Here is a 24,256-nt window from a genome sequence, read left to right on the forward strand (position 1 = left end):
TGTTTTTCCAAATGAGTTATTAACAGAAATACTTGAGTTGTTTAGTTTAACTAGCTTGATCACTAAATCAAGGTGTTTTGTAAGATATCGAATCAACTGATGCTTTATACAACAACTGTTTGGGTGTTGTATAGTCAAGCCTCACGAGTAATTAGTATTGGTCAGCTTCACATATCACTATGCTTCCACATCCAACCTATCAACGTTGTAGTCTTCAACGGCTCTTTAGAGGACATAAAGTCCTAGGGAAATCTAATCTTGAGGTAGGCTTCCCGCTTAGATGCTTTCAGCGGTTATCCCTTCCGAACATAGCTACCCGGCGATGCGACTGGCGTCACAACCGGTACACCAGAGGTTCGTCCACTCTGGTCCTCTCGTACTAGGAGCAGATCCTCTCAAATTTCCAACGCCCACGGTAGATAGGGACCGAACTGTCTCACGACGTTCTAAACCCAGCTCGCGTACCTCTTTAAATGGCGAACAGCCATACCCTTGGGACCTGCTTCAGCCCCAGGATGAGATGAGCCGACATCGAGGTGCCAAACACCGCCGTCGATATGAACTCTTGGGCGGTATCAGCCTGTTATCCCCAGAGTACCTTTTATCCGTTGAGCGATGGCCCTTCCATACAGAACCACCGGATCACTAAGACCTACTTTCGTACCTGCTCGACTTGTGGGTCTCGCAGTTAAGCGCGCTTTTGCCTTTATACTCTACGCGTGATTTCCGACCACGCTGAGCGCACCTTCGTACTCCTCCGTTACTCTTTAGGAGGAGACCGCCCCAGTCAAACTACCCACCAGACATGGTCCTCGCTCCAGATCATGGAGCAGAGTTAGAACCTCAATATTACCAGGGTGGTATTTCAAGATTGGCTCCACTAGAACTGGCGTCCTAGTTTCAAAGCCTCCCACCTATCCTACACAAGTAAGATCAAAGTTCAATGTCAAGCTGCAGTAAAGGTTCACGGGGTCTTTCCGTCTAGCCGCGGGTACACCGCATCTTCACGGCGAATTCGATTTCACTGAGTCTCTGCTGGAGACAGCCCCCATCATTATGCCATTCGTGCAGGTCGGAACTTACCCGACAAGGAATTTCGCTACCTTAGGACCGTTATAGTTACGGCCGCCGTTTACTGGGGCTTCGATCAAGAGCTTCGCTTACGCTAACCCCATCAATTAACCTTCCAGCACCGGGCAGGCATCACACCCTATACGTCCACTTTCGTGTTTGCAGAGTGCTATGTTTTTAATAAACAGTTGCAGGGGCCTGGTTTCTGTGGCTGCTCTCAGCTCAGGAAGCAAGTTCCATCACCAAAAGCAGCGTACCTTCTCCCGAAGTTACGGTACCATTTTGCCTAGTTCCTTCAGCAGAGTTCTCTCAAGCGCTTTGGTCTACTCGACCTGACCACCTGTGTCGGTTTCGGGTACGATTCCTGTGTAACTGAAGCTTAGAGACTTTTCCTGGAAGTATGGTATCAGCCACTTCGCTGTACAAGTACAGCTTGCTATCAACTCTCAGCATAGAGCACCCCGGATTTGCCTAAGATGCATGCCTACTGTCTTTCACCTGGACAACCAACGCCAGGCTGACTTAACCTTCTCCGTCCTCTCATCGCATTACACAGAAGTATTGGAATATTAACCAATTTCCCATCGACTACGCCTTTCGGCCTCGCCTTAGGGGTCGACTCACCCAGCCCCGATTAACGTTGGACTGGAACCCTTGGTCTTTCAGCGAACGAGTTTTTCACTCGTTTTGTCGTTACTCACGTCAGCATTCGCACTTCTGATACCTCCAGCAGACTTCTCAATCCACCTTCATCGGCTTACAGAACGCTCCCCTACCACTTGCAATAAATTGCAAATCCGCAGCTTCGGCATGTAGTTTTAGCCCCGTTACATCTTCCGCGCAGGCCGACTCGACTAGTGAGCTATTACGCTTTCTTTAAAGGGTGGCTGCTTCTAAGCCAACCTCCTAGCTGTCTATGCCTTCCCACATCGTTTCCCACTTAACTACAATTTTGGGGCCTTAGCTGGCGGTCTGGATTGTTTTCCTCTTGACTACGGACGTTAGCACCCGCAGTCTGTCTCCCGGATAGTACTCATTGGTATTCGGAGTTTGCATCGGTTTGGTAAGTCGGGATGACCCCCTAGCCGAAACAGTGCTCTACCCCAATGGTATTCGTCCGAGGCGCTACCTAAATAGCTTTCGGGGAGAACCAGCTATCACCAGGCTTGATTAGCCTTTCACCCCTATCCACAAGTCATCCCCTGGCTTTTCAACGACAGTGGGTTCGGTCCTCCAGTTAGTGTTACCCAACCTTCAACCTGCTCATGGATAGATCGCCTGGTTTCGGGTCTACACCCAGCAACTAAACGCCCTATTAAGACTCGATTTCTCTACGGCTCCCCTATGCGGTTAACCTTGCTACTGAATGTAAGTCGCTGACCCATTATACAAAAGGTACGCAGTCACCGAACAAGTCGGCTCCCACTGCTTGTATGCATGCGGTTTCAGGATCTATTTCACTCCCCTCACAGGGGTTCTTTTCGCCTTTCCCTCACGGTACTGGTTCACTATCGGTCAGTCAGGAGTATTTAGCCTTGGAGGATGGTCCCCCCATATTCAGACAAGGTTTCACGTGCCTCGCCCTACTCGACATCATCATATCAGCCCTTTCGTGTACAGGACTATCACCCACTATGGTTGCACTTCCCAGAGCATTCCACTAAAACTGATATGACTTAATGGGCTTTTCCCCGTTCGCTCGCCGCTACTAAGGGAATCTCAATTGATTTCTTTTCCTAAGGGTACTGAGATGTTTCACTTCCCCTCGTTCGCCTTGCAACACTATGTATTCATGTTGCAATACCTACCTTATGGTAAGTGGGTTTCCCCATTCAGAAATCTCCGGATCACAGGATATTTGCCGCCTCCCCGGAGCTTATCGCAGGCTATTACGTCTTTCATCGCCTCTGACTGCCAAGGCATCCACCACATGCACTTAATTACTTGACTATACAACCCCAAACAGTCGTTAACCCTTACAAGTGGGGTTAGCAACAGATTGTGTCTTTCAACACGCTCATACAGTTGGCGTCTCGTAGATTTAACTACAGTACAGCTTCAATTAGATTCATATACCAAAACGCTTGATTCAGTTAATTTCGCTAGTTCTCATTTCAATCACAGTTGTTAGTACTCAATAATAAATTATTGAACTCTAACTACCGTTCTCTCGATGAGTTAAACAATTAATTTCAACTCAAATATATTCTGTTAATGATTGTCTACGTCCTCATCGGAGCGTAGCAACTGTGATAAATCACAGAAGTTAACAAGACGCGCATTATACGCAGTTTCTTACTAATTTCTATAATCCAACCAACTGATCGCTTACTCAGTGCTCGAAGTATAACTTCTCGCTTAAATTTTAAGGAAAAGCAGTGCTTTTCTGATCTTAAAATTTGGTGGAGACTAGGAGAGTCGAACTCCTGACCTCCTGCGTGCAAAGCAGGCGCTCTACCAACTAAGCTAAGTCCCCAGCTTATCATATAGATTCGATATATCTTTACGTTCTGTTCGCTTCAGTACTTTCATACTGTGTTAGTCAGATAGTGGTGGGTCTGACAAGACTTGAACTTGTGACCCCACGCTTATCAAGCGTGTGCTCTAACCAACTGAGCTACAGACCCTCAGATACATCTTCATGAAGAACAACTTGTTGTGGATTCTTACCGATCGTCAATCTTTCGTTAAGGAGGTGATCCAGCCGCAGGTTCCCCTACGGCTACCTTGTTACGACTTCACCCCAGTCATCGGCCACACCGTGGTAAGCGTCCTCCTTGCGGTTAGACTACCTACTTCTGGTGCAACAAACTCCCATGGTGTGACGGGCGGTGTGTACAAGGCCCGGGAACGTATTCACCGCGGCATTCTGATCCGCGATTACTAGCGATTCCGACTTCATGGAGTCGAGTTGCAGACTCCAATCCGGACTACGATCGGCTTTTTGAGATTAGCATCCTATCGCTAGGTAGCAACCCTTTGTACCGACCATTGTAGCACGTGTGTAGCCCTGGTCGTAAGGGCCATGATGACTTGACGTCGTCCCCGCCTTCCTCCAGTTTGTCACTGGCAGTATCCTTAAAGTTCCCGGCTTAACCCGCTGGCAAATAAGGAAAAGGGTTGCGCTCGTTGCGGGACTTAACCCAACATCTCACGACACGAGCTGACGACAGCCATGCAGCACCTGTATCAGAGTTCCCGAAGGCACCAATCCATCTCTGGAAAGTTCTCTGTATGTCAAGACCAGGTAAGGTTCTTCGCGTTGCATCGAATTAAACCACATGCTCCACCGCTTGTGCGGGCCCCCGTCAATTCATTTGAGTTTTAGTCTTGCGACCGTACTCCCCAGGCGGTCTACTTATCGCGTTAGCTGCGCCACTAAAGTCTCAAAGACCCCAACGGCTAGTAGACATCGTTTACGGCATGGACTACCAGGGTATCTAATCCTGTTTGCTCCCCATGCTTTCGTACCTCAGTGTCAGTATTAGGCCAGATGGCTGCCTTCGCCATCGGTATTCCTCCAGATCTCTACGCATTTCACCGCTACACCTGGAATTCTACCATCCTCCTCCCATACTCTAGCCAACCAGTATCGAATGCAATTCCCAAGTTAAGCTCGGGGATTTCACATTTGACTTAATTGGCCACCTACGCACGCTTTACGCCCAGTAAATCCGATTAACGCTCGCACCCTCTGTATTACCGCGGCTGCTGGCACAGAGTTAGCCGGTGCTTATTCTGCGAGTAACGTCCACTATCTCTGGGTATTAACCAAAGTAGCCTCCTCCTCGCTTAAAGTGCTTTACAACCAAAAGGCCTTCTTCACACACGCGGCATGGCTGGATCAGGGTTGCCCCCATTGTCCAATATTCCCCACTGCTGCCTCCCGTAGGAGTCTGGGCCGTGTCTCAGTCCCAGTGTGGCGGATCATCCTCTCAGACCCGCTACAGATCGTCGCCTTGGTAGGCCTTTACCCCACCAACTAGCTAATCCGACTTAGGCTCATCCATTAACGCAAGGTCCGAAGATCCCCTGCTTTCCCCCGTAGGGCGTATGCGGTATTAGCAGTCGTTTCCAACTGTTGTCCCCCATTAATGGGCAGATTCCTAAGCATTACTCACCCGTCCGCCGCTGAATCCAGTAGCAAGCTACTTTCATCCGCTCGACTTGCATGTGTTAAGCCTGCCGCCAGCGTTCAATCTGAGCCATGATCAAACTCTTCAGTTTAATATTGCTTAGCGCCTTAAAGGGCGCCAATCTTGGCTCATCAATTTTCTGACAAATATTTCTCAAATAAACTTCGAGTAATTTCTACCATCAATCAATGAAAATAATTTCGATCAATCAACCAGTAAAAATCCACACAAGTTGTTCTTCATAATCTCTTAATGATCTTCTTAATGCTTCGTCAGCATCAAGCTAGGTCGGCTATATTACTCTAAATTTCTAAAGAGTCAACCAGTAATTCAAATTATTTTCAAACTTTCTTCCTAAAACCCAACTCAACCAATCTTAGCTAAGTCACTGTTTTATCAGAAGTTTTAATCTTCATCACCGCCGATGGATGTGCATTCTACAGGATTTCAGAACTGATACAACCCCTTTTATTCAATATTTTCAAAATTACCCATTGAGTGTTTATTTATTCTACAATATTGGTGTTTTTAAGCTTTTTTTAATCATTTATTGAGCTATTTATATTTATTTTTTTTCATTACAATAGCCAAATACTAAAATTCAAAACATTTATTCGACGCATGGCATTATTTATAAATAGAAAAAGCATCTGTTTTGGCTTACTACTGACATTAAGTAGTTTTTGCTATGCCAATTCGACGCATAATATTTATATGATGACCTTATCGGTTCTGAGCTATGTGAAATGGACCAATGAAAATCCCACTTTATGTGTGGTTGAAAACCCCACCACCTCTAGTTTATTTAACCAGACATTCTCGCAGCAGAAATCTAAATTCAAAGTAGCGCTAATTATAGCAACTGACATCAGTAGCAAAACTTGTGATGCAGTGTTTTTTAGCCAGTCCAATCCCAGCTTCGAACAGAAAACCATTAATAATGCTGCTAATCGCTCAATTCTCTCTTTTAGCAATAACAATCCTGATTGCGAAATTGGCAGCGTGTTCTGCTTATATAGCTCTAAATCTGGAAATACGCGTTTTAAAGTTAATTTAGACAGTCTAGCCAAAACTAAAATTCATATAGACCCTCGCGTCTTGCTCTTAGCGCAAAATCAGGAGTAAGGCAGATGAAATTTTTCGCTCTCAATTCATTACAATCATTATTTAGACGTTCGCAGTTCATCATTTTTGCCATTACTTTCCTAATTTGCACTTTAACTTTTGCATCGATTTCGATTTTTACAGTGAAATCCTATGCCAAACAAAATTTACAATTGATTAGTCGCACCGTAGCTGAGCGTGTGCAACCTGCATTGGTGTTCCAAGATCAAACCACAATTTCACAAATTATCCGTGAATATACCGAACAGCACTCTGTACGCCTGATTGAAATTAACAACAATAAAGGTGAACTACTGTCTAAAAGCGTGAAAGACATTGAGCATTACTCCACCCTGCAAAATGCATTTGATTGGTTTTTCTTTAAAGAACCAATTCATGTGCAGGTTGATCACAATGGTCAAGATGTCGGTGAAGTGGTTCTTTATGGCAGTTCTAATGACATTGTTATCTTCGTGGTCAAAATCTTTTTAGGACTGTTGCTGGGCATGTTATTTATGTTGTTTGCACTGTGGTGGTCGGTCAGCTCAACTTATCAACACATTATGAATGCAATCACACCGATCATGCATATTGCGCGTATGGTCAGTAATCAGAAGGCATATAACTTACGTTTCCCGCAAAATAATATTAAAGAATTTGACCAACTCAACACGGTATTCAACCAACTGCTAGAAGAAATTCAATCTTGGCATAATCACCTGCAAAATCAGAATTCAGAACTGACCCATCAAGTACAGCATGATGATTTAACCCAACTCCCCAATCGTAATTATTTTTATCAGCAGTTATTTGAAGTCTTTGATCAACCCGATACCCGCAAACAAGCTGCACTGATTTTTATTGATAATAATAACTTTAAAGGCATCAATGACAATTATGGTCACTTGGTTGGCGATGAAGTATTGAAAGAAATGGCAAAGCGTTTAAAACAAAATACCCGTCAATCTGATTTTGTGGCGCGTTTAAGCGGTGATGAATTTGCCATTATTTTAAAATCGGTTCAGCAAGTGGAAAATTTAATTCTCATTGCAGAAAACCTGATTAAATGCTGTCAACAACCTCTGCAATATAAGGATCAAGAGGTTCATTTTAGTTTCAGTATTGGCATAGCCATTGCAAATGAAGCACAAAGTCCTGAAGACCTCATTTCAAGAGCAGATCAGGCCATGTATAAAGCAAAAACCTTAAAACACCATTGGTTCATTTATCACGCCTAATATAGGAAGGGATTAAGAGATGTTAATTAAAAACTTTAAAATCGTTTTGATGGGGTTGTTTTGTGTCGTTTTAACTGGCTGCCTGAGCATGGGTGGACTCAGTCATAAACAAGTCAAAATGTTAAAACAACAAGGTTTTGTACAAACTGAGGAAGGCTGGAGTTTGGGGCTACCGGAACGTCTATTGTTTGATTTTAATGAAGCTGAGATTTCGAACCAAAAGCAAGCAGAGCTGACTAAATTGGCAGGCCAACTACACAAATACAAACTCAATAAAGTCCGGATCGTGGGCCATACTGACAGTGTGGGTAATCCTGAATACAATTTAAAACTTTCTGAAAAACGCGCACAGAGCGTGGCTCAGGTGTTTCAATCCAATCAATTCTTACCAAGCAACATTCAAATCGTGGGTAAAGGTTCAACACAACCGATTAATCAAGCAGACACTGAAGAAGCACGTGCTGAAAATCGACGTGTGGCTGTGATCATTGTTCCTTAATGCATGATTTAAGATAAAATCCAGAAATATGATAGACATAAAAAAAGATCCTATTGAGGATCTTTTTTTTGGCCAATATTTAAGTTTTTATAATCTTTACTAAATTTTAGGCATAAAAAAACCGCCTCTAAGCGGATTATTTACTTTTTAAGCCTTAACATGTATTGCTTAAGCTTAAAATGGTCGGAGCAGTAGGATTCGAACCTACGACCCCCTGGTCCCAAACCAGGTGCGCTACCAAACTGCGCCATACTCCGAGTGGGGTGGATGAAGGGGCTCGAACCCTCGACAACCGGAATCACAATCCGGGGCTCTACCAACTGAGCTACAACCACCATAACAACATTTTAGATTCTACAATATCAAGCGACCGATGGCGCGCCTGACAGGATTCGAACCTGTGACCATCCGCTTAGAAGGCGGATGCTCTATCCAACTGAGCTACAAGCGCATTACCGATGATGCTAGATCACTGGAAAACCTTTGCCTTGAAGAATTGGTCGGAGCAGTAGGATTCGAACCTACGACCCCCTGGTCCCAAACCAGGTGCGCTACCAAACTGCGCCATACTCCGATTCATCTCAGCTTTGGTACCGTTCAACTTATCTTTCGATGTATCGTTCGGTACGGTGTGCATTCTAGGCGTGACGCGATGAGACGTCAACACCTATATTCAAAAAAACTTAAAAAAACCCATCAAGTGTATATTTATCAAACATTTCAGACGATTTTTATACAAATTTAAGGTTTTAAGTTGGCACTAAAGTTTAACATTCTGTCCAAAGGCATTTTTGCACGTTCAGCCAAAGCCGCATCTACGAATACTTCTTGATCAGATTTCTGCAAAACCTGTAAAATTCCGTCTAATTCGTTCATTGCCATCCATGGACAATGCGCACAAGAGCGACAACTTGCCCCTTCTCCTGCGGTTGGCGCCTCAATTAAGGTCTTATTTGGCACCAATTGTTGCATTTTATAAAAAATACCGCGGTCGGTTGCTACAATGAGCGTTTCCTGCGGTAAATCTTGGGCTGCTTTGATCAGTTGAGAGGTGCTGCCCACCGCATCTGCAATCTCAATCACCGATTCTGGTGACTCAGGATGCACCAGAACCGCTGCATTGGGATAAAGCGCTTTCATTTGACTGATGCCACGGGCACGGAATTCTTCATGCACGATGCATGAACCATCCCAAAGCAACATGTCTGCACCGGTTTTCTTTTGAATATAGCGCCCGAGATGCTGATCAGGTGCCCAAATAATCTTTTCACCTAGGCTATCGAGGTATTCAATAATTTCTACCGCACAGCTTGAAGTCACCACCCAATCGGCACGGGCTTTGACTGCTGCTGAGGTATTGGCATAGACCACCACGGTATAATCGGGATGTGCATCGCAAAAAGCTGTGAATTCATCGACAGGACAACCAAGGTCTAAGGAACAGGTGGCCTCTAGCGTGGGCATTAATACTTTCTTTTCGGGCGATAAAATTTTTGAGGTCTCGCCCATAAATTTCACCCCTGCCACCACCAAGGTTTTGGCAGGATGGTCACGACCAAAACGTGCCATCTCCAAAGAATCTGACACGCATCCGCCGGTCAACTCTGCCAGCTCTTGTACTTCAGGGTCACAGTAATAATGCGCAACCAAGACTGCATTTTGTTTTTCGAGTTCCTGCTGAATGGCTTTGAATTTTTGTTGTTTGAGTTCCGGGCTAAGATGATGTGCTTTCATCTCACCCAGTTGATCTAAATGTGCTTGTACAATCGTTTTTGCATCGTTGGCAATTAAATTGGTTGCATCATTCATACGCTATATCTCTATCCTAAGCTTAGGCGCTTTCCATTAGAATTTAAAAAATTAATAAATAACGAACATCAAAAGTAAAAACTGAATCAAAATGGCATCATGCTTTTTTGACCAAGTATTAAAATAAAACGATAAAAAAGCCTCACGAGGAGGCTTCTTCTTTATCAGGAACGATAATCTGCATTGATTTTGACATAGTCATAAGACAGGTCACAGGTATAGACCGTATCTTTGGCCTCACCACGCCCCAAATCAACACGAATAGTGATTTCAGGCTGTGCCATCACTTGAGCACCCGCTTCTTCGGTATAGTCTTCTGCTGCGCCACCATCTTTACAGATTTGCACCTCATCCAACCACACTTGGATTTTTTCAACATCTAAATCGGGTACACCGGCATAACCAATCGCAGCCAAAATACGCCCCCAGTTTGGATCAGAAGCAAAGAATGCGGTTTTAACCAATGGCGAATGGGCAATGCTATAGGCAATATCACAACATTCTTGGGTGTTGGCACCACCTTCAACGCTCACGGTCATAAACTTGGTTGCACCCTCACCGTCACGTACAATCAGCTGTGCGAGGCGTTTCATCACACGGGTCAATACATCAAGTACCGTGCCAAAGCGCACATCGTTTTGTGTCGCAATTTCGGCCCCACCCGCTTGACCGGTGGCTGCAAAAATACAAGAGTCATTGGTTGAGGTATCACCATCTATGGTAATACGGTTGAACGACTGATTAACTGCAATATTTAACAACTGTTGAACCAACGGACGTGCAATTGGGGCATCGGTTGCTACAAAGCCAAGCATGGTCGCCATATTTGGACGAATCATGCCTGCACCTTTAGAGATACCGGTCATGGTATAGGTTACGCCATCCAGCTCAAACTGCTCAGATGCACCTTTAGGTAAAGTATCAGTGGTCATGATGCCTGATGCAGCGATTGCCCAAGCATCATCATTTAATGTGTCTAAAGCGGGTTGTAAGCCTGCGGTTAGGCGATCAATTGGCAGTTGCTCACCAATCACCCCTGTAGAGAATGGAAGAATTTCTGAAGCTTGTACGCCTGTTAATTCAGCTAATTTTGCACACGTGGTTTCAGCATTCGCCATACCAGTTTTGCCTGTACCTGCATTGGCATTACCGGTATTGATGACCAAGTAGCGCGGATTGGTAATTGCTAAATGTGCTTTTGAAATATGTACTGGCGCTGCACAGAACGCATTCTGGGTGAATACACCCGCCACATTGGTGCCTTGAGCAAATTCAAATACAACTAAATCACGTCGATTGGGATAACGTAAATACGCTTCTGCCGAGCCAATTTTTACACCCTGTACCACATGCATCTGTGGCATTGTTACGTCACCCACCGCCATATTTAAATGTCCGAATTAGAATATAGGAGCAGACAGCTTATTAGAAAAACTCAGAAAAATCGAGTCAATAAAGGTCGTAGATGTAGCGCTGTGTTTCTTCATATTTTAAATACAATAAAACCAGCACTTAGGCTGGTTTTAGCATGGCATTTTAAATTGAATTTAACTCAATAAACTCAACACAAAAAGCACACATTAGTTATTGTCAAGTAATGCTTTTTTGGCTTTTTCTTGGCTTGATGTCGACAAAGCTGGGTTGGTTGCCACAATACGATTCACTGTTTGTGGGGTTACCGCAGCAATTGCTGCTGTTTTTAATACAATTGGGCGACCTGCGGTATTGCCTAAATCATAACGAATACCAGTACGTGGGCTAATCACTACTGTTGAGGCATTCACGACTTGCGCTTGAGCGGTTGCAGTACCAGTTGCTGCTTGGACTTTATCCACGGTCGTGGTTTGTGGAGTGCTTGCGAAAACGAGCGTTGGCAAAGCAAAAGAGATGATGCTTAATGTTTTTAATAATTTTTTCATGTTCGTTCCAGAAGTTTCAATCATGTCAAGTAAATACCATTAAGTGCTGGTCTTGGCAATCTCTATTCACAGTTAAACGATGAGTTGGCTACAAAGCATAAAAAAAGCAGAACCGAAGTTCTGCTTTTTGATCAAGTCATTGATTGCTTGGTTAAATCATGCTTGATTAAATTTTTCCGTGACACTGTTTGTATTTCAGACCTGAACCACATGGGCAAGGTGCATTACGGCTTTCTGGCGGTGTAAAGGTCGCTTGAGCTAAGTCCACTTGATTGTCTTGATCAACCGTTGCCTCACCCGTTAAGCCATCCACTTCAGCATGTGATAAAGACAACTGCATCGCTTCAGCTTGTGCCAATTGTTGCGCTTCCATTTCTGCCAATTCTTCAGCCGTTGGGACACGTACCAAAGATAGATCCGTCACCACATCAGATTTGATCACTGCAAGCATATTTACAAATAAGTTAAAGGCTTCTTTTTTGTATTCTTGCTCAGGATTCTTCTGTGCATAGCCACGTAAATGAATCCCTTGACGTAGGTAATCCATCGCAGCCAAATGCTCTTTCCAATGACGGTCTAAAGAACTGAGCATAAAGTTACGCTCAAGCACGGCAGCCGACTCAGGGCCCATTTGCTCACGACGCGCACGGTAGCGCTGCAACACTTCATCGGTGATCCGTTCAATCAAGGCTTCTTCATCTAAACGACGATCATCACGTAGCCATTGGTCGATCGGTAAATCGATGCCTAAATCAGTACGAAGTGCTTGTTCTAAACCTTCGATGTCCCATTGGTCATGAATCGACTCAGGTGGAATATAAGTTTCAATCAGGCCTTTCATTACTTCACGATGCATTTGCTCGATATATTCTTGCAAAGTGCTTTCAGCCAACACTTCATCACGTTGTGAATAAATGATCTTACGTTGTTCGTTGTTGACGTCATCGTATTTCAACAAGTTCTTACGAATGTCAAAGTTACGTGCTTCAACTTTGCGCTGTGCATTTTCAATTGAGCGTGACACCATTTTGTGTTCAATCGCTTCATCTTCTTGCAAGCCCATCGCGCGCATCATACCCACAACACGATCGCCTGCGAAAATACGCATTAAGTCATCTTCTAGTGACAAGAAGAAACGTGATACACCTGGGTCACCTTGACGACCGGCACGACCACGCAGCTGATTGTCAATACGACGAGATTCGTGACGCTCAGAACCAATAATATGTAGACCACCTGAATCTAATACCATTTGGTTGTTCTGTTCCCACTCTGCGCGTAAACGTGCTTCGTCCTCTGCGGTTGGATTTTCAATTTTAGCCAGTTTAGCTTTCCAGTTACCACCGAGCAAAATATCGGTACCACGACCTGCCATATTGGTCGCAATAGTCACCGCACGAGGTGAACCGGCTTGCGCAATAATATCGGCTTCACGTTCATGTTGCTTGGCGTTCAGAACCTCATGGAAGATGCCCGCTTCTTTCAATTTATCAGACAAGATTTCAGACGCTTCAATGGTTGCGGTACCAATCAAGATCGGCGCCACACCCGCTTCATGAATTTTCTTAATTTCTTCAATAATCGCGTTGTATTTACCATTACGGTTTAAGTAAATTAAATCGTTTTGGTCATTACGAATCATAGGACGATGGGTTGGAATCAACACCACGTCTAAACCATAAATTTCGTTCATTTCAGCAGCTTCAGTGTCTGCTGTACCCGTCATGCCCGATAATTTTTTGTATAAACGGAAATAGTTCTGGAAAGTTGTGGTTGCCAATGTTTGGTTTTCAGGTTGAATTTCCAAACCTTCTTTGGCTTCAACCGCTTGATGTAAACCTTCAGACCAACGACGACCCGGCATGGTACGACCGGTATTTTCATCGACAATCACCACTTCGCCATCGTGAATGATGTATTGCACATTACGTTGATACAAATAGTGCGCACGGATTGCAGCAGTCACATGGTGAACCAAGTTGAGGTTGGCCGCTGAATATAAGCTTTCCCCTTCAGCGAGCAAGCCCATCGCAATCAGTTCAGCTTCAACGGCTTCAAAACCGGCTTCGGTAATTTCAACAGAACGTTGTTTTTCATCAATCCAGAAATGACCGCCATCTGCGACTTTTTCTTCTTTCTGTGCACGCAATTTTGGCGGAATGGCATTGATCGCAGCATAGAGCTGCGATGAATCTTCACTTTGCCCTGAAATAATCAATGGGGTACGTGCTTCATCGATCAAGATTGAATCGACCTCATCGATAATCGCATAGACTAAACCACGTTGTTTCTTCTCAGCCAGAGAGAACACCATGTTGTCACGTAGGTAGTCAAAACCAAATTCGTTGTTGGTCCCGTAAGTGATATCCGCACGGTACGCTTCTGCTTTCTCGTTCGGCGCTTGCATCGAATAAATCACACCAACGCTTAAGCCTAAGAACTCGTACAAAGGACGGTTCAATTCGGCATCACGCTGTGCCAAGTAGTCATTCACGGTAATCACGTGAACGCCTTGCTCACTGATCGCGTTAAGATACACAGCCAAAGTACCCATCAGGGTTTTACCTTCACCAGTACGCATCTCTGCGATTTTACCTTCATGTAAGGTAATACCACCGATCAACTGGACGTCGTAGTGACGCATCCCCATAATACGTTTACCCGCTTCACGGCAGACCGCAAAGGCTTCAGGCAACAACTGATCTAGACTCGCGCCTTTTTTATATCGTTGTTTGAATTCTTCGGTTTTTGCAGATAAGTCTGCATCACTTAATGCAGATATCGTCGGCTCGAGCGCATTGATCTTCTCGACAATTTTACGCATACGCTTAAGTTCGCGCTCGTTTTTAGTACCGAAGATTCCTCCGATCAGACTTGCCAACATGTATAGACTCTCTAAAACTTGCTTATTAAAAAATAATTTTTTCTCAGACGTTATTATGGTGCTAGAAATCTGAAGTACAAGGGTTTTAAACAAAAGCATTCAAATTTTTCTGACCAATGCCTTAACGACGTATCCGTGACGGCGAATTAATGTAGCAAATTTAACCGATCTATAGATAGTTGATTCTTATCAAACTCTTGATTTTTTATCGTTTAATCTGGTTCTTTATTCTCATAATTCATAAAGAAATATAAAAACACTATTTTTAATTCTAAATAAATTCACGCATATTCGATGCACAGACAGAATAACGATCAAATAAAAGAGGCTTAGACAATGACACTACGTTTAGGGGATATTGCCCCCGATTTTCAACAAGATTCAAGCTTGGGAACCATTCACTTTTATGATTTTTTAGGCGAGCATTGGGGAATTTTATTTTCACACCCTGCAGACTATACCCCGGTGTGTACTACTGAACTGGGCTTTACCGCCAAACTTAAAGATGAATTTGAGAAACGTGGTGTTAAAGCGATTGCATTGTCTGTCGATGATGTGGAATCGCATCACGGTTGGATTAAAGACATCAATGAAACCCAACAGACTGAAGTCAATTTTCCCATTATTGCCGACCACGATCGTAAAGTATCAACCTTGTACGACTTCATTCATCCCAATGCCAGTGAAACTTCAACCGTACGCTCGGTGGTGATTATTGCCCCCAATAAAAAAGTCCGTTTAACCCTGACTTATCCTGCCTCCACTGGTCGTAATTTCAATGAAATTTTACGGGTCATTGATTCACTGCAACTGACGGATCAGCATAAAGTCGCCACGCCTGCCAATTGGCAACATGGGGACGATGTGGTGATTGTGCCCGCATTAAAAGACGAAGCAGAAATTGCACAGCGTTTTCCAAAAGGCTATACCGCAGTGAAACCCTACTTACGTTTTACCGCACAACCTGAGATCCATTAAGTACTGTTTTATTTTCTTAAATTCGACCACTGTACAAAGTTTAATTTAAAGATTTTTACAGTAAGCCTAAATACTGCTCCTGATTTTTTAACGCTTTTAAGCAACCCGATTCAAGACTTATTTGACGAGCCGTCTTGAATCCCCCCGCCCATCTTCGGATGGGCTTTTTTTGGTCTAAATACGTCTTAAATCTCAGCATCTTGCACTAAAGCAATCTAGTAATAATCTTAAGATCCGCTATAACTACACATCAACAGCGTCATTGAAATTGAATCGTTAATCATGATTTATCAGGTGCATCATTTACATTGTGGCAGTATGTGTCCTTTTTGCGCACCCCTGTTTGGGCAAAAGGGTTTAAAAGCAGAAGTGGTGTGTCATTGCCTATTGCTCGAAACAGATCAAGGCTTGGTACTGATCGATACCGGTTTAGGCTTGCAGGATTATTTGTGTGCTGAAGAACGTTTGGGCAGCTTTATTACCCGTTTCGGCACCATTCAACAAAGCTTAAACCTCTCTGCAGTGGGTCAAATTCAAAAACTTGGTTTTAAAGCCACAGATGTTAAACATATTATTGTGACGCATTTGGATTTTGACCATGCCGGCGGTATTTCAGATTTTCCACAAGCCATGGTGCATGTGCTGTCCAGCGAATATAACGCCACTCAACATTTCAGTTATAAAAATAAATATCGCTATCGCACCCAACAGTTCAACAAACATCGGCATTGGAACTTTGTAGAGCCTATATACGGTGAATCTTGGTTCAACTTAGAAAAGGTGCAAGGCTTTAAAATCTTTCAGGATGATATTTTACTGATTCCACTTTTGGGGCATACTGAAGGTCATTGTGGCGTCGCCATTCAATATCAAGGTCAATGGTTGCTGTTTTGCGGTGATGCCTATTATTCGCATCAACAATTGAACCCTCAAAACAAATTGCCCGCTTTAAACTTGACGGAACGCTTATTTGCCCATAACAATATGGCACGTATTCGAAGTTTAAAGCAAATCCAACAATTGGCACTTGAGCAACCTCAGATCGAAATTATGTGTGCGCATGATCCGGTCGAACTGAAACGCTATCAAACATAACAATAAAAACAGGTAAACATTATGCTGCAACCCAATACGATCAGACTTAAGCTGTTATCTTTGATTCTTTTGAGCAGTATGCCTCTTTCTGGATGTATCAAAACTGCACCACTTGATGTGCAACAGCGCCCGCAGGATTGGGGCATGCAGATTAGCAATGAGCACAATTTCTATCAGATCAGTAACACCTTATACCGCAGTGAACAACCTGATGATCAATTGCTTGCTGAACTGCAAAAACATCAGATTGGCACCGTGATTAATCTACGCAGCCGCGATAAAGATCAGGAAAATTTAGGCCATACTCAACTCAAATTGGTACATATTCCAATTCATACTTGGGCGATGGATCGTGAAGATTTACTCAAAGTCATGCAACAGATTCAACAGGCCAAAAACAATAATGAAAAAGTTTTAATCCATTGCTATCACGGCTCTGACCGTACCGGCGCAAGTGTGGCAATGTATCGGATTATCTTTGAACATTGGAGTATTGAGGATGCATTACGTGAAATGAAACATGGTGGCTACGGTTTTCATGTCATTTGGCAAAATATTCCGAAAATTTTCACCCCTGAAAATATAAAATGGATCCGAGAGCAACTCTCGAATCCATCTGAATTTAGCCCAACATAAAATAAATTTAGCGTTTGTCGAGCGGTACCCAGTCAATCACCCATGCAGATTTCATATTCAAGCTGTCATCGGCATTGATCTTCTTACGTGTCGCATCTGCGGTTTCACGGTCTTTGGATGGTCCAACCATGATACGAATCCCTTTAGAGGTAGGACTCTTGGTCACTTTATAACCTTTAGCACGAAGTTTGGCGGCAACAGCATCCGCGTTGGCTTCATTGGCAGCCAGTGCCACTTGCACCATCCACTGTTTATCGCCATTTTCAAGTAGATCACGGGCTTTTTCAGCTTCAGCTTTCTTTTTGGCCTCTTCGGCTTTTTTCTTCTTCTCTTCAGCTAATTTTTTCGCTGCCGCATCGGCTTTGGCTTTTTCATCGGCTGCCTTTTTCTCAGCAGCTTTTTTCTCTGCCGCTAATTTTTCAGCTGAAGATTTTTGTTCAGCTGCTTTTTTGGCTTCCTCAGCTTTCTTCTTGGCTTCTTCAGCTTTTAGCTTCGCTGTTTCAGCAAGACGTTTCTGTTCAGCAGTTTGTTGTGCTGTTTTGTTTGCATCCGCTTTCGCCTGTTCATTTTTGGCTTTGAGCTGCTCTAACTTTTTCTGTTCTGCTTTGGTTTTTTCATCTTCAATCAACTCAGGTGGAATACTGTCCGAGGTTTGTTGATTGGCATTACGGCGCTGGTTCATAGCTGCATATTCTTCGGCCGCTTTTCGGGCAGCTTCAGCTTCAACTTGTTGTTGCTGACGTAAGAATTCCGCAGACTTGGCTTCTTGCTCAGCCACGGCTTTTTCACGGGCACGGCGCTGTTCTTCAAGCAAACGTTTTTCTGTTTCGACATCAACCGTCAGAGGTTGCAACTGAACTGGCTCAGCAGGTGCACCGTGTTCTTGTACATTTTCAACAGGTGGCGTAGGCACTTGGTTATGATGTATTTCTTCTTTGCCTTTTAAAAGCAGTGCAGCAAGGAGCACCCCACCACCCAATAAAACAACGCCACCCATCCAACGTTGTTTGTTATTCATTGACATTCTCTAAATACTCCCAGACCGCTTCTAAGGTATGAAACGAACCACACACCAAAATCAGCTGATTATTATTGCTTTGTTCAAGTGCTGATTGAAATGCGACTTGTATATTTTCAAAATTTTCGACAGATTCGCCGTGTAATGCTGCTTCTAATTGTGGCAATGGTGCCGCACGAGGCACATTCATTGGCGCAATTTTCCACTTTAATACCGTATTTTTCAATAACTTGACCACAGAATTTATGTCTTTATCGGCCAACATTGAAAAAACAGCAATCACTTCTGTGTACTGTTTATTGTATTCTAAGAATTTACGCAATTGCTTTAACAAAAATTCAACACCGTGCGGATTATGTCCGGCATCAAAAATCACCGTCTTGTCTTGAATGCTGCGAACTTCAAAACGCCCTTGAAGTTTTGCGCTCTGGATGCCCTTCGCAATCGCTTGTTGGCTGACCTGAAGTCCACTGACTAAAATCGCTGCCACTGCTGTTGATATATTATCAACCGCCAAAGAGCCTAGAGGTAATTTAAGCGTGGTGCCTGAGCTGGCAAAGTTCCACGTTTGACCATCGAGCGTATCCTGATAGAAATAATCACGATTCAAAGCATATAACTGAGCATTACATTCAGTGACTTTATCTTGAATGGCCTGCGGTAGCTGTTGCTGGCCCCCAAAAATCACTGGAATATTCGGACGAATGATGCCGGCTTTTTCAAAGGCAATTTTTTCAATGGTATCACCGAGCCAATCGGTATGATCAAGTCCAATATTGGTAATCACCGCGACATTGGGGTTGACCACATTGACGACATCGAGTCGACCACCGAGTCCCACTTCAAGCACCCAAACATCACAAGCCTTGTGTTTAAAAATCACAAAAGCTGCCAAAGTCGTGGCTTCAAAAAAAGATAAAGACAGATTACATGCACGGCGCGCTTGATCGACCAAGACAAAAGCATCAATCAAAGATTGATCATCCACTTCTTGCCCTGCCAATTTGACGCGTTCATTAAAACGATAAATATGGGGAGATTGGTACAGACCAACATTGTAACCTTGAGCATTCAATATAGATGCCAAAGTGGTCGAAGTTGAGCCTTTGCCATTGGTACCGGCAACGGTCAGCACTGTTGCATCAGGTGTGATTACACCCAATTTTTCAGCCACAGGGATGACCCGTTCTAAACCTAAATCAATCCCTGTAACGTGAACATGGCTCCAATAATCGAGCCATGTTTGTAAATCATCAGTTTCTAATGGTGCTATGTGCATCAAGGCAAATTCATCAACTTCGCTACAATACGGTAAACTGTATCACGTAATGCATGACGATGGACAATTTGATCGACCACACCATGATCAAGCAAAAATTCAGCACGTTGGAACGGTTCTTCCAATTTTTCGCGAACGGTCTGCTCAATCACACGCTTACCTGCAAAGCCAATCATGGCTTTTGGTTCAGCAATATGTACGTCACCCAACATGGCCAATGATGCCGTTACACCGCCATACACTGGATGGGTCAGCACCACAATATACGGTACACGTGCTTCTTTCATCTTTTGAATCGCTGCTGAAGTACGTGCCATTTGCATCAAGGACAACATGCCTTCTTGCATACGAGCACCACCCGACGCGGCAAAGCAGATCAGCGGTTGTTGGCTGGCAATGGCTTTTTCAGCCGCTTGAACAAAACGGTCACCGACCACTGTGCCCATTGAACCCCCCATAAAATCAAACTCAAATGCAGCCGCAATCATCGGCAAACCTTTGATTTGACCCTGCATCACCACCAAGGCTTCAGTTTCGCCGGTTTTTTCTTGTGCTTCTTTCATCCGCACAGGATAAGCTTTGCTATCGACGAACTTGAGTGGATCTTTTGCGACAAACTCTTGCCCCAACTCTTGACCAGATTGGTCAAAGAACCAGTTCAAACGATCGCGTGCTTTCATTTTCAAATGTTCGTCACACTGTGGGCAAACATAGGCATTGAACGACATCGCGGTACGCGTTACCAAAGCATGACATTCAGGGCACTCAATCGTAGGCTCTGTAAATGTGGCTTTTAGTGTTTGTTGTTCGTCGGGAATATGAATACCCGGCACAGAACGATCTGTCCAAGGGGTAACAGGGCTCAATACTTTACCCGATTTCACTTCTTCTTGACTCATACTAACTCATCGAGCGCAGCTCGAAGCTCCTTAACTTTATTGACTGCTTGCTCAGCAGCTTGTTCTGGTGCGAGGTTTGCAAAAGGTTTTACAAAGGCACTTCCAACAATCACAGCGTCTGCAACACTACCCATCGCTTTCGCAGAAGCAGCATCACTGATCCCGAATCCAACACCGACTGGCACTTGTGTCACAGCCTTAATTTTTTCAATGCGTGCCGCAGCTTCTGCTACATCCAAGGTCGCAGCGCCTGTCACCCCTTTGAGTGACACATAATAAATAAAGCCGCTGGCTTGGTTGGCAACGTGCTGAATACGCTCATCCGTAGAGGTCGGTGCAAGCAGGAAGATTTGATCCATGTCATATTTCTTCAATACCACGTCTAAATCTTTGGCTTCTTCAGGCGGTAAGTCCACCAAAAGCACGCCATCTACACCGCTCTCAGAAGCAATCGAGACAAAACGCTCATAGCCAATCACTTCGACAGGGTTTAAATAGCCCATCAAAACCACTGGGGTTTCAGCATCTTTTTCACGGAATTGCTTGACCATATTCAATGCGTCAAGGGTATTGGTGCCTGCTGCCAAAGCACGCTCTGCAGCAAGGGCAATCACGGGGCCATCTGCCATTGGGTCGGAAAATGGTAATCCAAGTTCAATTACATCTACGCCTGCGTCAACCATTTGATGAAGCAGTGGCACCGTCACGTGTGGATGCGGGTCACCAGCCATTACATACGAAACTAAAGCTTTACGCTGTTGAGATTTAAGCTGTGCAAATCGTGTGGCTAAACGTGACATAGGATTGTACTTTCCTTGAATCGTAATATTGAGGAGTTGGTTTTGTAAAATACAAGACGAGCCATTGTAACGCTATTTTTTACCCATTGAATAGAGTGAATAAACAGCATCAGACCATCTTGTATCCTTGCCACAACCCGAATGCACATTTATCAATATTTTGATTTTTTTCACAATGATCAAAAACACCTATTTTTTGGGTTTTTTGAAGTGCTTCAATCTGTGGTTTCGTGAGTGCTGGTCTGTAAAAATCGATCAAATCAAACCATTTACGGTTTACATTTTAATTTTTCTAAAATCACAAAAGCTGTTTTATACTACGCGCGCTTACTTATTTGTTACTTTTTTATGACCACACACTCCCCAGGTAACGCTCAACCTCGAGCGCTTGCCCTGCTACCGCTTATTCTTTTTTTGGCCATTTTTCTGGGCAGCGGTATTTACCACACTGTGATTGGAACTGAATTTGCGTTCTATCAAGTGAAAGCCCCTGTGGCTGCACTGCCCGCTGTCATTCTTGCTGTACTGATGTATCGAGGCAAACTCAACGATGCCATTGACGAATTTTTAAAGGGTGCCAGTCATCCCAATCTGATTCTGATGTTTATGGTGTTTATGCTTGCCGGTGCATTTGCCAGCGTGACGGGTGCCATTGGCAGTGTCGACTCCACCGTACAGTTTGGACTTTCCATTATTTCACCTGAATACATTCTCCCGATGCTATTCGTGATTTCTGCCTTTATTGCCACCGCTATGGGCACTTCTATGGGCACCATTGCCGCCTGCGCCCCAATTGCTTTTGGTTTTTCTCAAGCCACTGAAATCAATGCGCTGTATGCCGTGGGTGCTGTGGTGAGTGGTGCGATGTTTGGCGATAATTTGTCGATGATTTCCGACACCACCATTGCTGCGACACGTAGCCAAAATGTCGAATTACGCGATAAATTCCGGGTCAATGTTTGGATTGCAGTGCCTGCAGCTGTGATGACTTTGCTCGCGTATGTGTTGTTTAGTAATCATGCACAAAATATCCAATACAGTGACTACAACATTTGGTTGATGGTGCCTTATATCGCGGTGTTCTTTTTGGCATTTTCCCGTTTGCATGTTTTGGCGGTGCTGAGCATTGGGATCTTAATCTCAGGGATCATGGGCTTATCTGTACAACCTAATTTTGATTTACTCAAGCTGAATAGCTCAGTCTATGAAGGCTTTGTTGGTATGTTTGAAGTGGCATTATTGTCCATGCTGTTGGGCGGTATTTCTGCGATTATGGAAAAAGAAGGCGGTTTAAATTGGCTGATTCAACGCATTTACGCCCTGACTCGTTTATTTAAAATGAGTCAGCAACGTGCCGGTGAATTGGGCATTTGCTTTCTAGTGGTCTTTTCCAATTTATTTGTGGCCAACAATACCGTTGCGATTATTTTATCCGGCGATATGGCACGTGAAGTGGCGAAAGAATACGGCGTTGATCCGAAACGTGCAGCCGCATTACTCGATATTTTCTCTTGCGTGATTCAAGGTTTAATTCCATACGGCGCACAATTGTTGTTGGCTTGTTCTATCGCAAAAATGTCACCGATTGAATTGATTGGCAATATTTACTACTGCTGGATTTTAGCGGTATGTGCCATTTTATCGATTGCGTTTCGCTACCCACGCCTCAAGCAAAAAGTCGTTTAAGCCGCTTTTTACCTTGCTCTAAGCATTGTTGCAATAAAACTGTTGCAACAAATAAGTAAGATCACATCAGGGTAAGCATAAGCTTGCCCTTTTTTATGCACGTTCCTTTTTATTGGTTTAGTGTCCTAAATTTTTCTTGGCTTGTAATAAGGTCTGTCCTGTATGGGCTTTATAGGCTCTTGCCAATGCCGATTGATCGGAATAGCCCAATTGAATGGCAATCTCAGTCAAATTCAGCTGTTTCTGTAATAGCTTTTCGCATTGTTGCATCCGTTCAGTTTCCAAAATCTGTTTAAACGAGCTGTTTAAATCACGTAATTGTCGCTGTAAGGTGCGAACCGATACATGTAACTCTTTGGCAATGTCTTCAATTTTAGGGGCTTGCTGTTGAATGCGAAGATACTCCGCCACAATCAAATGCAACTTTTGTGCTAACGTTTCATGCTGTGCCTTACTGGCGATCGCTTGCTCAGCCTGCTGGATTAAAAACTGAATCAGCGAGGGATCGGCGTGTTGTAACTTTAAATCTAAACTGCGTATGCCCATCAACATTTGGTATTCAGGCTGATGAAAACTCACTTCACAACTATAGAATTTTTGATAGTGATACAGCGCCATTTTAGGCGCATGTGCAAAGCCAATACGCTCTAAAGGAAACTGTTGCAAGGGGACTATTTGCCGTGCCAAACCAATCATAAAAGCGGTGGTCATTTCATTGATCAAGTCATAGGCTTCATGGATAAAAGGCCAACTCAAACTCAAACAATCTTGCTGTTGTTGCACTTTCATTACGGCAATCTCATCGCCATCGATCACCAACCGATTAAAACGCAAAATATAATCCAAAGCTTCAGCAATGCTGTCACTACGTGTCGCCATATAACCCAATACCCCGAAATGTTCAGGGCGTATATAGTGCGCCATTTCATAGATTAATTGCGGGCGCTGAAACTGTTGTTGAGTCAGTTCTATCATTTGACGAAACAGCGCATAAGAGGACTGCTGTGCAATTGGCAAACGCAGTACTGCTTCAATCTGTGCTTGTAAGGCTTTGAAAGATTCCCATGTAAAGGGATCGATCTGTTGTTCAGTGAAATAAATTTTCCACAGGTGGAAGTAACCATTGGGAATCTGAATGTCTTTCATCGCACATCCTGTTTGAAGATGACATGTTTCATATTATTTTCTGACATTTTAAATTTTCA

Annotated in this window: 16 protein-coding genes, 6 tRNA genes and 2 rRNA genes; 7 read left to right on the forward strand and 17 right to left on the reverse strand. The window is 43.8% G+C overall.

Translation table 11 applies throughout. From position 1 onward, the window contains the following. Positions 1–130 precede the first annotated feature (130 nt). The 4 genes from G8D99_RS12175 to G8D99_RS12190 all read right to left on the reverse strand — a co-directional run bounded on the left by G8D99_RS12175 (position 131) and on the right by G8D99_RS12190 (position 5,298). A 23S ribosomal RNA gene (locus tag G8D99_RS12175) occupies positions 131–3,021 on the reverse strand. 450 nt (positions 3,022–3,471) lie between these two features. Next, positions 3,472–3,547, reverse strand: a tRNA-Ala gene (locus G8D99_RS12180). Positions 3,548–3,621: 74 nt separating this feature from the next. Continuing rightward, positions 3,622–3,698, reverse strand: a tRNA-Ile gene (locus tag G8D99_RS12185). Positions 3,699–3,759: 61 nt separating this feature from the next. After that, positions 3,760–5,298, reverse strand: a 16S ribosomal RNA gene (locus tag G8D99_RS12190). Together the 16S and 23S rRNA genes with 2 tRNA genes alongside form the textbook arrangement of a ribosomal RNA operon. A 626-nt stretch (positions 5,299–5,924) precedes the next feature. Between G8D99_RS12190 and G8D99_RS12195 the strand changes: the two genes are divergently transcribed. Genes G8D99_RS12195 through G8D99_RS12205 form a run of 3 tightly spaced genes read left to right on the forward strand, consistent with a single transcriptional unit; the run spans position 5,925 to position 8,048 of the window. Then, on the forward strand, positions 5,925–6,332 hold the full coding sequence (locus G8D99_RS12195) for a YfiR family protein (protein ID WP_227554410.1): 408 nt from the start codon (positions 5,925–5,927) through the stop codon (positions 6,330–6,332). Positions 6,333–6,337: 5 nt separating this feature from the next. Beyond that, positions 6,338–7,549, forward strand: a complete 1,212-nt coding sequence (locus G8D99_RS12200; protein WP_166326320.1) for a sensor domain-containing diguanylate cyclase — start codon at positions 6,338–6,340, stop codon at positions 7,547–7,549. A 19-nt stretch (positions 7,550–7,568) separates the two neighbouring features. Next, the gene (locus tag G8D99_RS12205; RefSeq protein WP_166326322.1) at positions 7,569–8,048 is read left to right on the forward strand and encodes an OmpA family protein; all 480 of its coding nucleotides are present in this window, start codon (positions 7,569–7,571) and stop codon (positions 8,046–8,048) included. Positions 8,049–8,228: 180 nt separating this feature from the next. Here G8D99_RS12205 and G8D99_RS12210 read toward each other — a convergent pair. The 8 genes from G8D99_RS12210 to secA all read right to left on the reverse strand — a co-directional run bounded on the left by G8D99_RS12210 (position 8,229) and on the right by secA (position 14,660). After that, positions 8,229–8,305 (reverse strand) — tRNA-Pro (locus G8D99_RS12210). A 2-nt stretch (positions 8,306–8,307) separates the two neighbouring features. Further along, positions 8,308–8,383: transfer RNA gene (locus tag G8D99_RS12215), tRNA-His, on the reverse strand. 39 nt (positions 8,384–8,422) lie between these two features. Continuing rightward, positions 8,423–8,499 (reverse strand) — tRNA-Arg (locus G8D99_RS12220). Positions 8,500–8,545: 46 nt separating this feature from the next. Next, positions 8,546–8,622, reverse strand: a tRNA-Pro gene (locus G8D99_RS12225). A 167-nt stretch (positions 8,623–8,789) separates the two neighbouring features. Then, positions 8,790–9,857 (reverse strand): quinolinate synthase NadA, encoded by a 1,068-nt coding sequence (gene nadA, locus G8D99_RS12230; protein WP_166326324.1) that lies wholly within the window; start codon positions 9,855–9,857, stop codon positions 8,790–8,792. Positions 9,858–10,021: 164 nt separating this feature from the next. Next, entirely contained in the window at positions 10,022–11,242 is a 1,221-nt protein-coding gene (gene argJ, locus G8D99_RS12235) for a bifunctional glutamate N-acetyltransferase/amino-acid acetyltransferase ArgJ (protein WP_166326326.1), read from the reverse strand. Between the two features lie 195 nt (positions 11,243–11,437). Further along, positions 11,438–11,776, reverse strand: a complete 339-nt coding sequence (locus G8D99_RS12240) for a hypothetical protein (RefSeq protein ID WP_166326328.1) — start codon at positions 11,774–11,776, stop codon at positions 11,438–11,440. 166 nt (positions 11,777–11,942) lie between these two features. Next, on the reverse strand, positions 11,943–14,660 hold the full coding sequence (gene secA, locus G8D99_RS12245) for a preprotein translocase subunit SecA (RefSeq protein WP_166326330.1): 2,718 nt from the start codon (positions 14,658–14,660) through the stop codon (positions 11,943–11,945). A gap of 336 nt (positions 14,661–14,996) precedes the next feature. Here secA and G8D99_RS12250 point away from each other — a divergent pair, with 336 nt between their 5' ends. From G8D99_RS12250 to G8D99_RS12260, 3 genes are all read left to right on the forward strand, one after another. Next, positions 14,997–15,638 carry a peroxiredoxin gene (locus tag G8D99_RS12250; protein WP_166326332.1) on the forward strand — a complete coding sequence of 214 codons (642 nt, stop codon included), beginning with the start codon at positions 14,997–14,999 and terminating at the stop codon, positions 15,636–15,638. Positions 15,639–15,920: 282 nt separating this feature from the next. Then, complete coding sequence (locus G8D99_RS12255; protein ID WP_166326334.1) at positions 15,921–16,733, forward strand: MBL fold metallo-hydrolase; 813 nt, start codon at positions 15,921–15,923, stop codon at positions 16,731–16,733. A gap of 39 nt (positions 16,734–16,772) precedes the next feature. Further along, positions 16,773–17,369: a dual specificity protein phosphatase family protein gene (locus G8D99_RS12260; RefSeq protein WP_227554411.1), complete on the forward strand. Its 597-nt coding sequence runs from the start codon at positions 16,773–16,775 to the stop codon at positions 17,367–17,369. A gap of 7 nt (positions 17,370–17,376) precedes the next feature. Here the strand turns inward: G8D99_RS12260 and G8D99_RS12265 are convergent, their stop codons facing one another. The 4 genes from G8D99_RS12265 to trpA are packed head-to-tail and all read right to left on the reverse strand — an operon-like array spanning position 17,377 to position 21,365. Beyond that, positions 17,377–18,393 carry an SPOR domain-containing protein gene (locus G8D99_RS12265; RefSeq protein ID WP_171522763.1) on the reverse strand — a complete coding sequence of 339 codons (1,017 nt, stop codon included), beginning with the start codon at positions 18,391–18,393 and terminating at the stop codon, positions 17,377–17,379. Next, positions 18,380–19,666, reverse strand: coding sequence for a bifunctional tetrahydrofolate synthase/dihydrofolate synthase (folC, locus tag G8D99_RS12270; protein ID WP_166326338.1), 1,287 nt, complete (start codon positions 19,664–19,666; stop codon positions 18,380–18,382). The genes G8D99_RS12265 and folC overlap by 14 nt, the downstream gene beginning before the upstream one ends. Continuing rightward, the gene (gene accD, locus G8D99_RS12275; RefSeq protein WP_166326340.1) at positions 19,666–20,565 is read right to left on the reverse strand and encodes an acetyl-CoA carboxylase, carboxyltransferase subunit beta; all 900 of its coding nucleotides are present in this window, start codon (positions 20,563–20,565) and stop codon (positions 19,666–19,668) included. The genes folC and accD overlap by 1 nt, the downstream gene beginning before the upstream one ends. Beyond that, a complete protein-coding gene (gene trpA / locus G8D99_RS12280; protein WP_166326342.1) occupies positions 20,562–21,365 on the reverse strand; it encodes a tryptophan synthase subunit alpha in 804 nt (267 codons plus the stop codon). Before trpA ends, accD begins: the two co-directional genes overlap by 4 nt. 348 nt (positions 21,366–21,713) lie before the next feature. On the opposite strand from trpA, the gene G8D99_RS12285 reads away from it, so the two are divergent. Then, positions 21,714–23,051 carry a Na+/H+ antiporter NhaC family protein gene (locus G8D99_RS12285; RefSeq protein ID WP_166326344.1) on the forward strand — a complete coding sequence of 446 codons (1,338 nt, stop codon included), beginning with the start codon at positions 21,714–21,716 and terminating at the stop codon, positions 23,049–23,051. A 117-nt stretch (positions 23,052–23,168) separates the two neighbouring features. On the opposite strand, the gene G8D99_RS12290 is transcribed toward G8D99_RS12285, so the two are convergent. After that, positions 23,169–24,197, reverse strand: a complete 1,029-nt coding sequence (locus G8D99_RS12290) for an AraC family transcriptional regulator (RefSeq protein WP_166326346.1) — start codon at positions 24,195–24,197, stop codon at positions 23,169–23,171. Positions 24,198–24,256 lie beyond the last annotated feature (59 nt).

It is taken from the genome of Acinetobacter lanii, assembly GCF_011578285.1.
Lineage (GTDB): Bacteria > Pseudomonadota > Gammaproteobacteria > Pseudomonadales > Moraxellaceae > Acinetobacter > Acinetobacter lanii.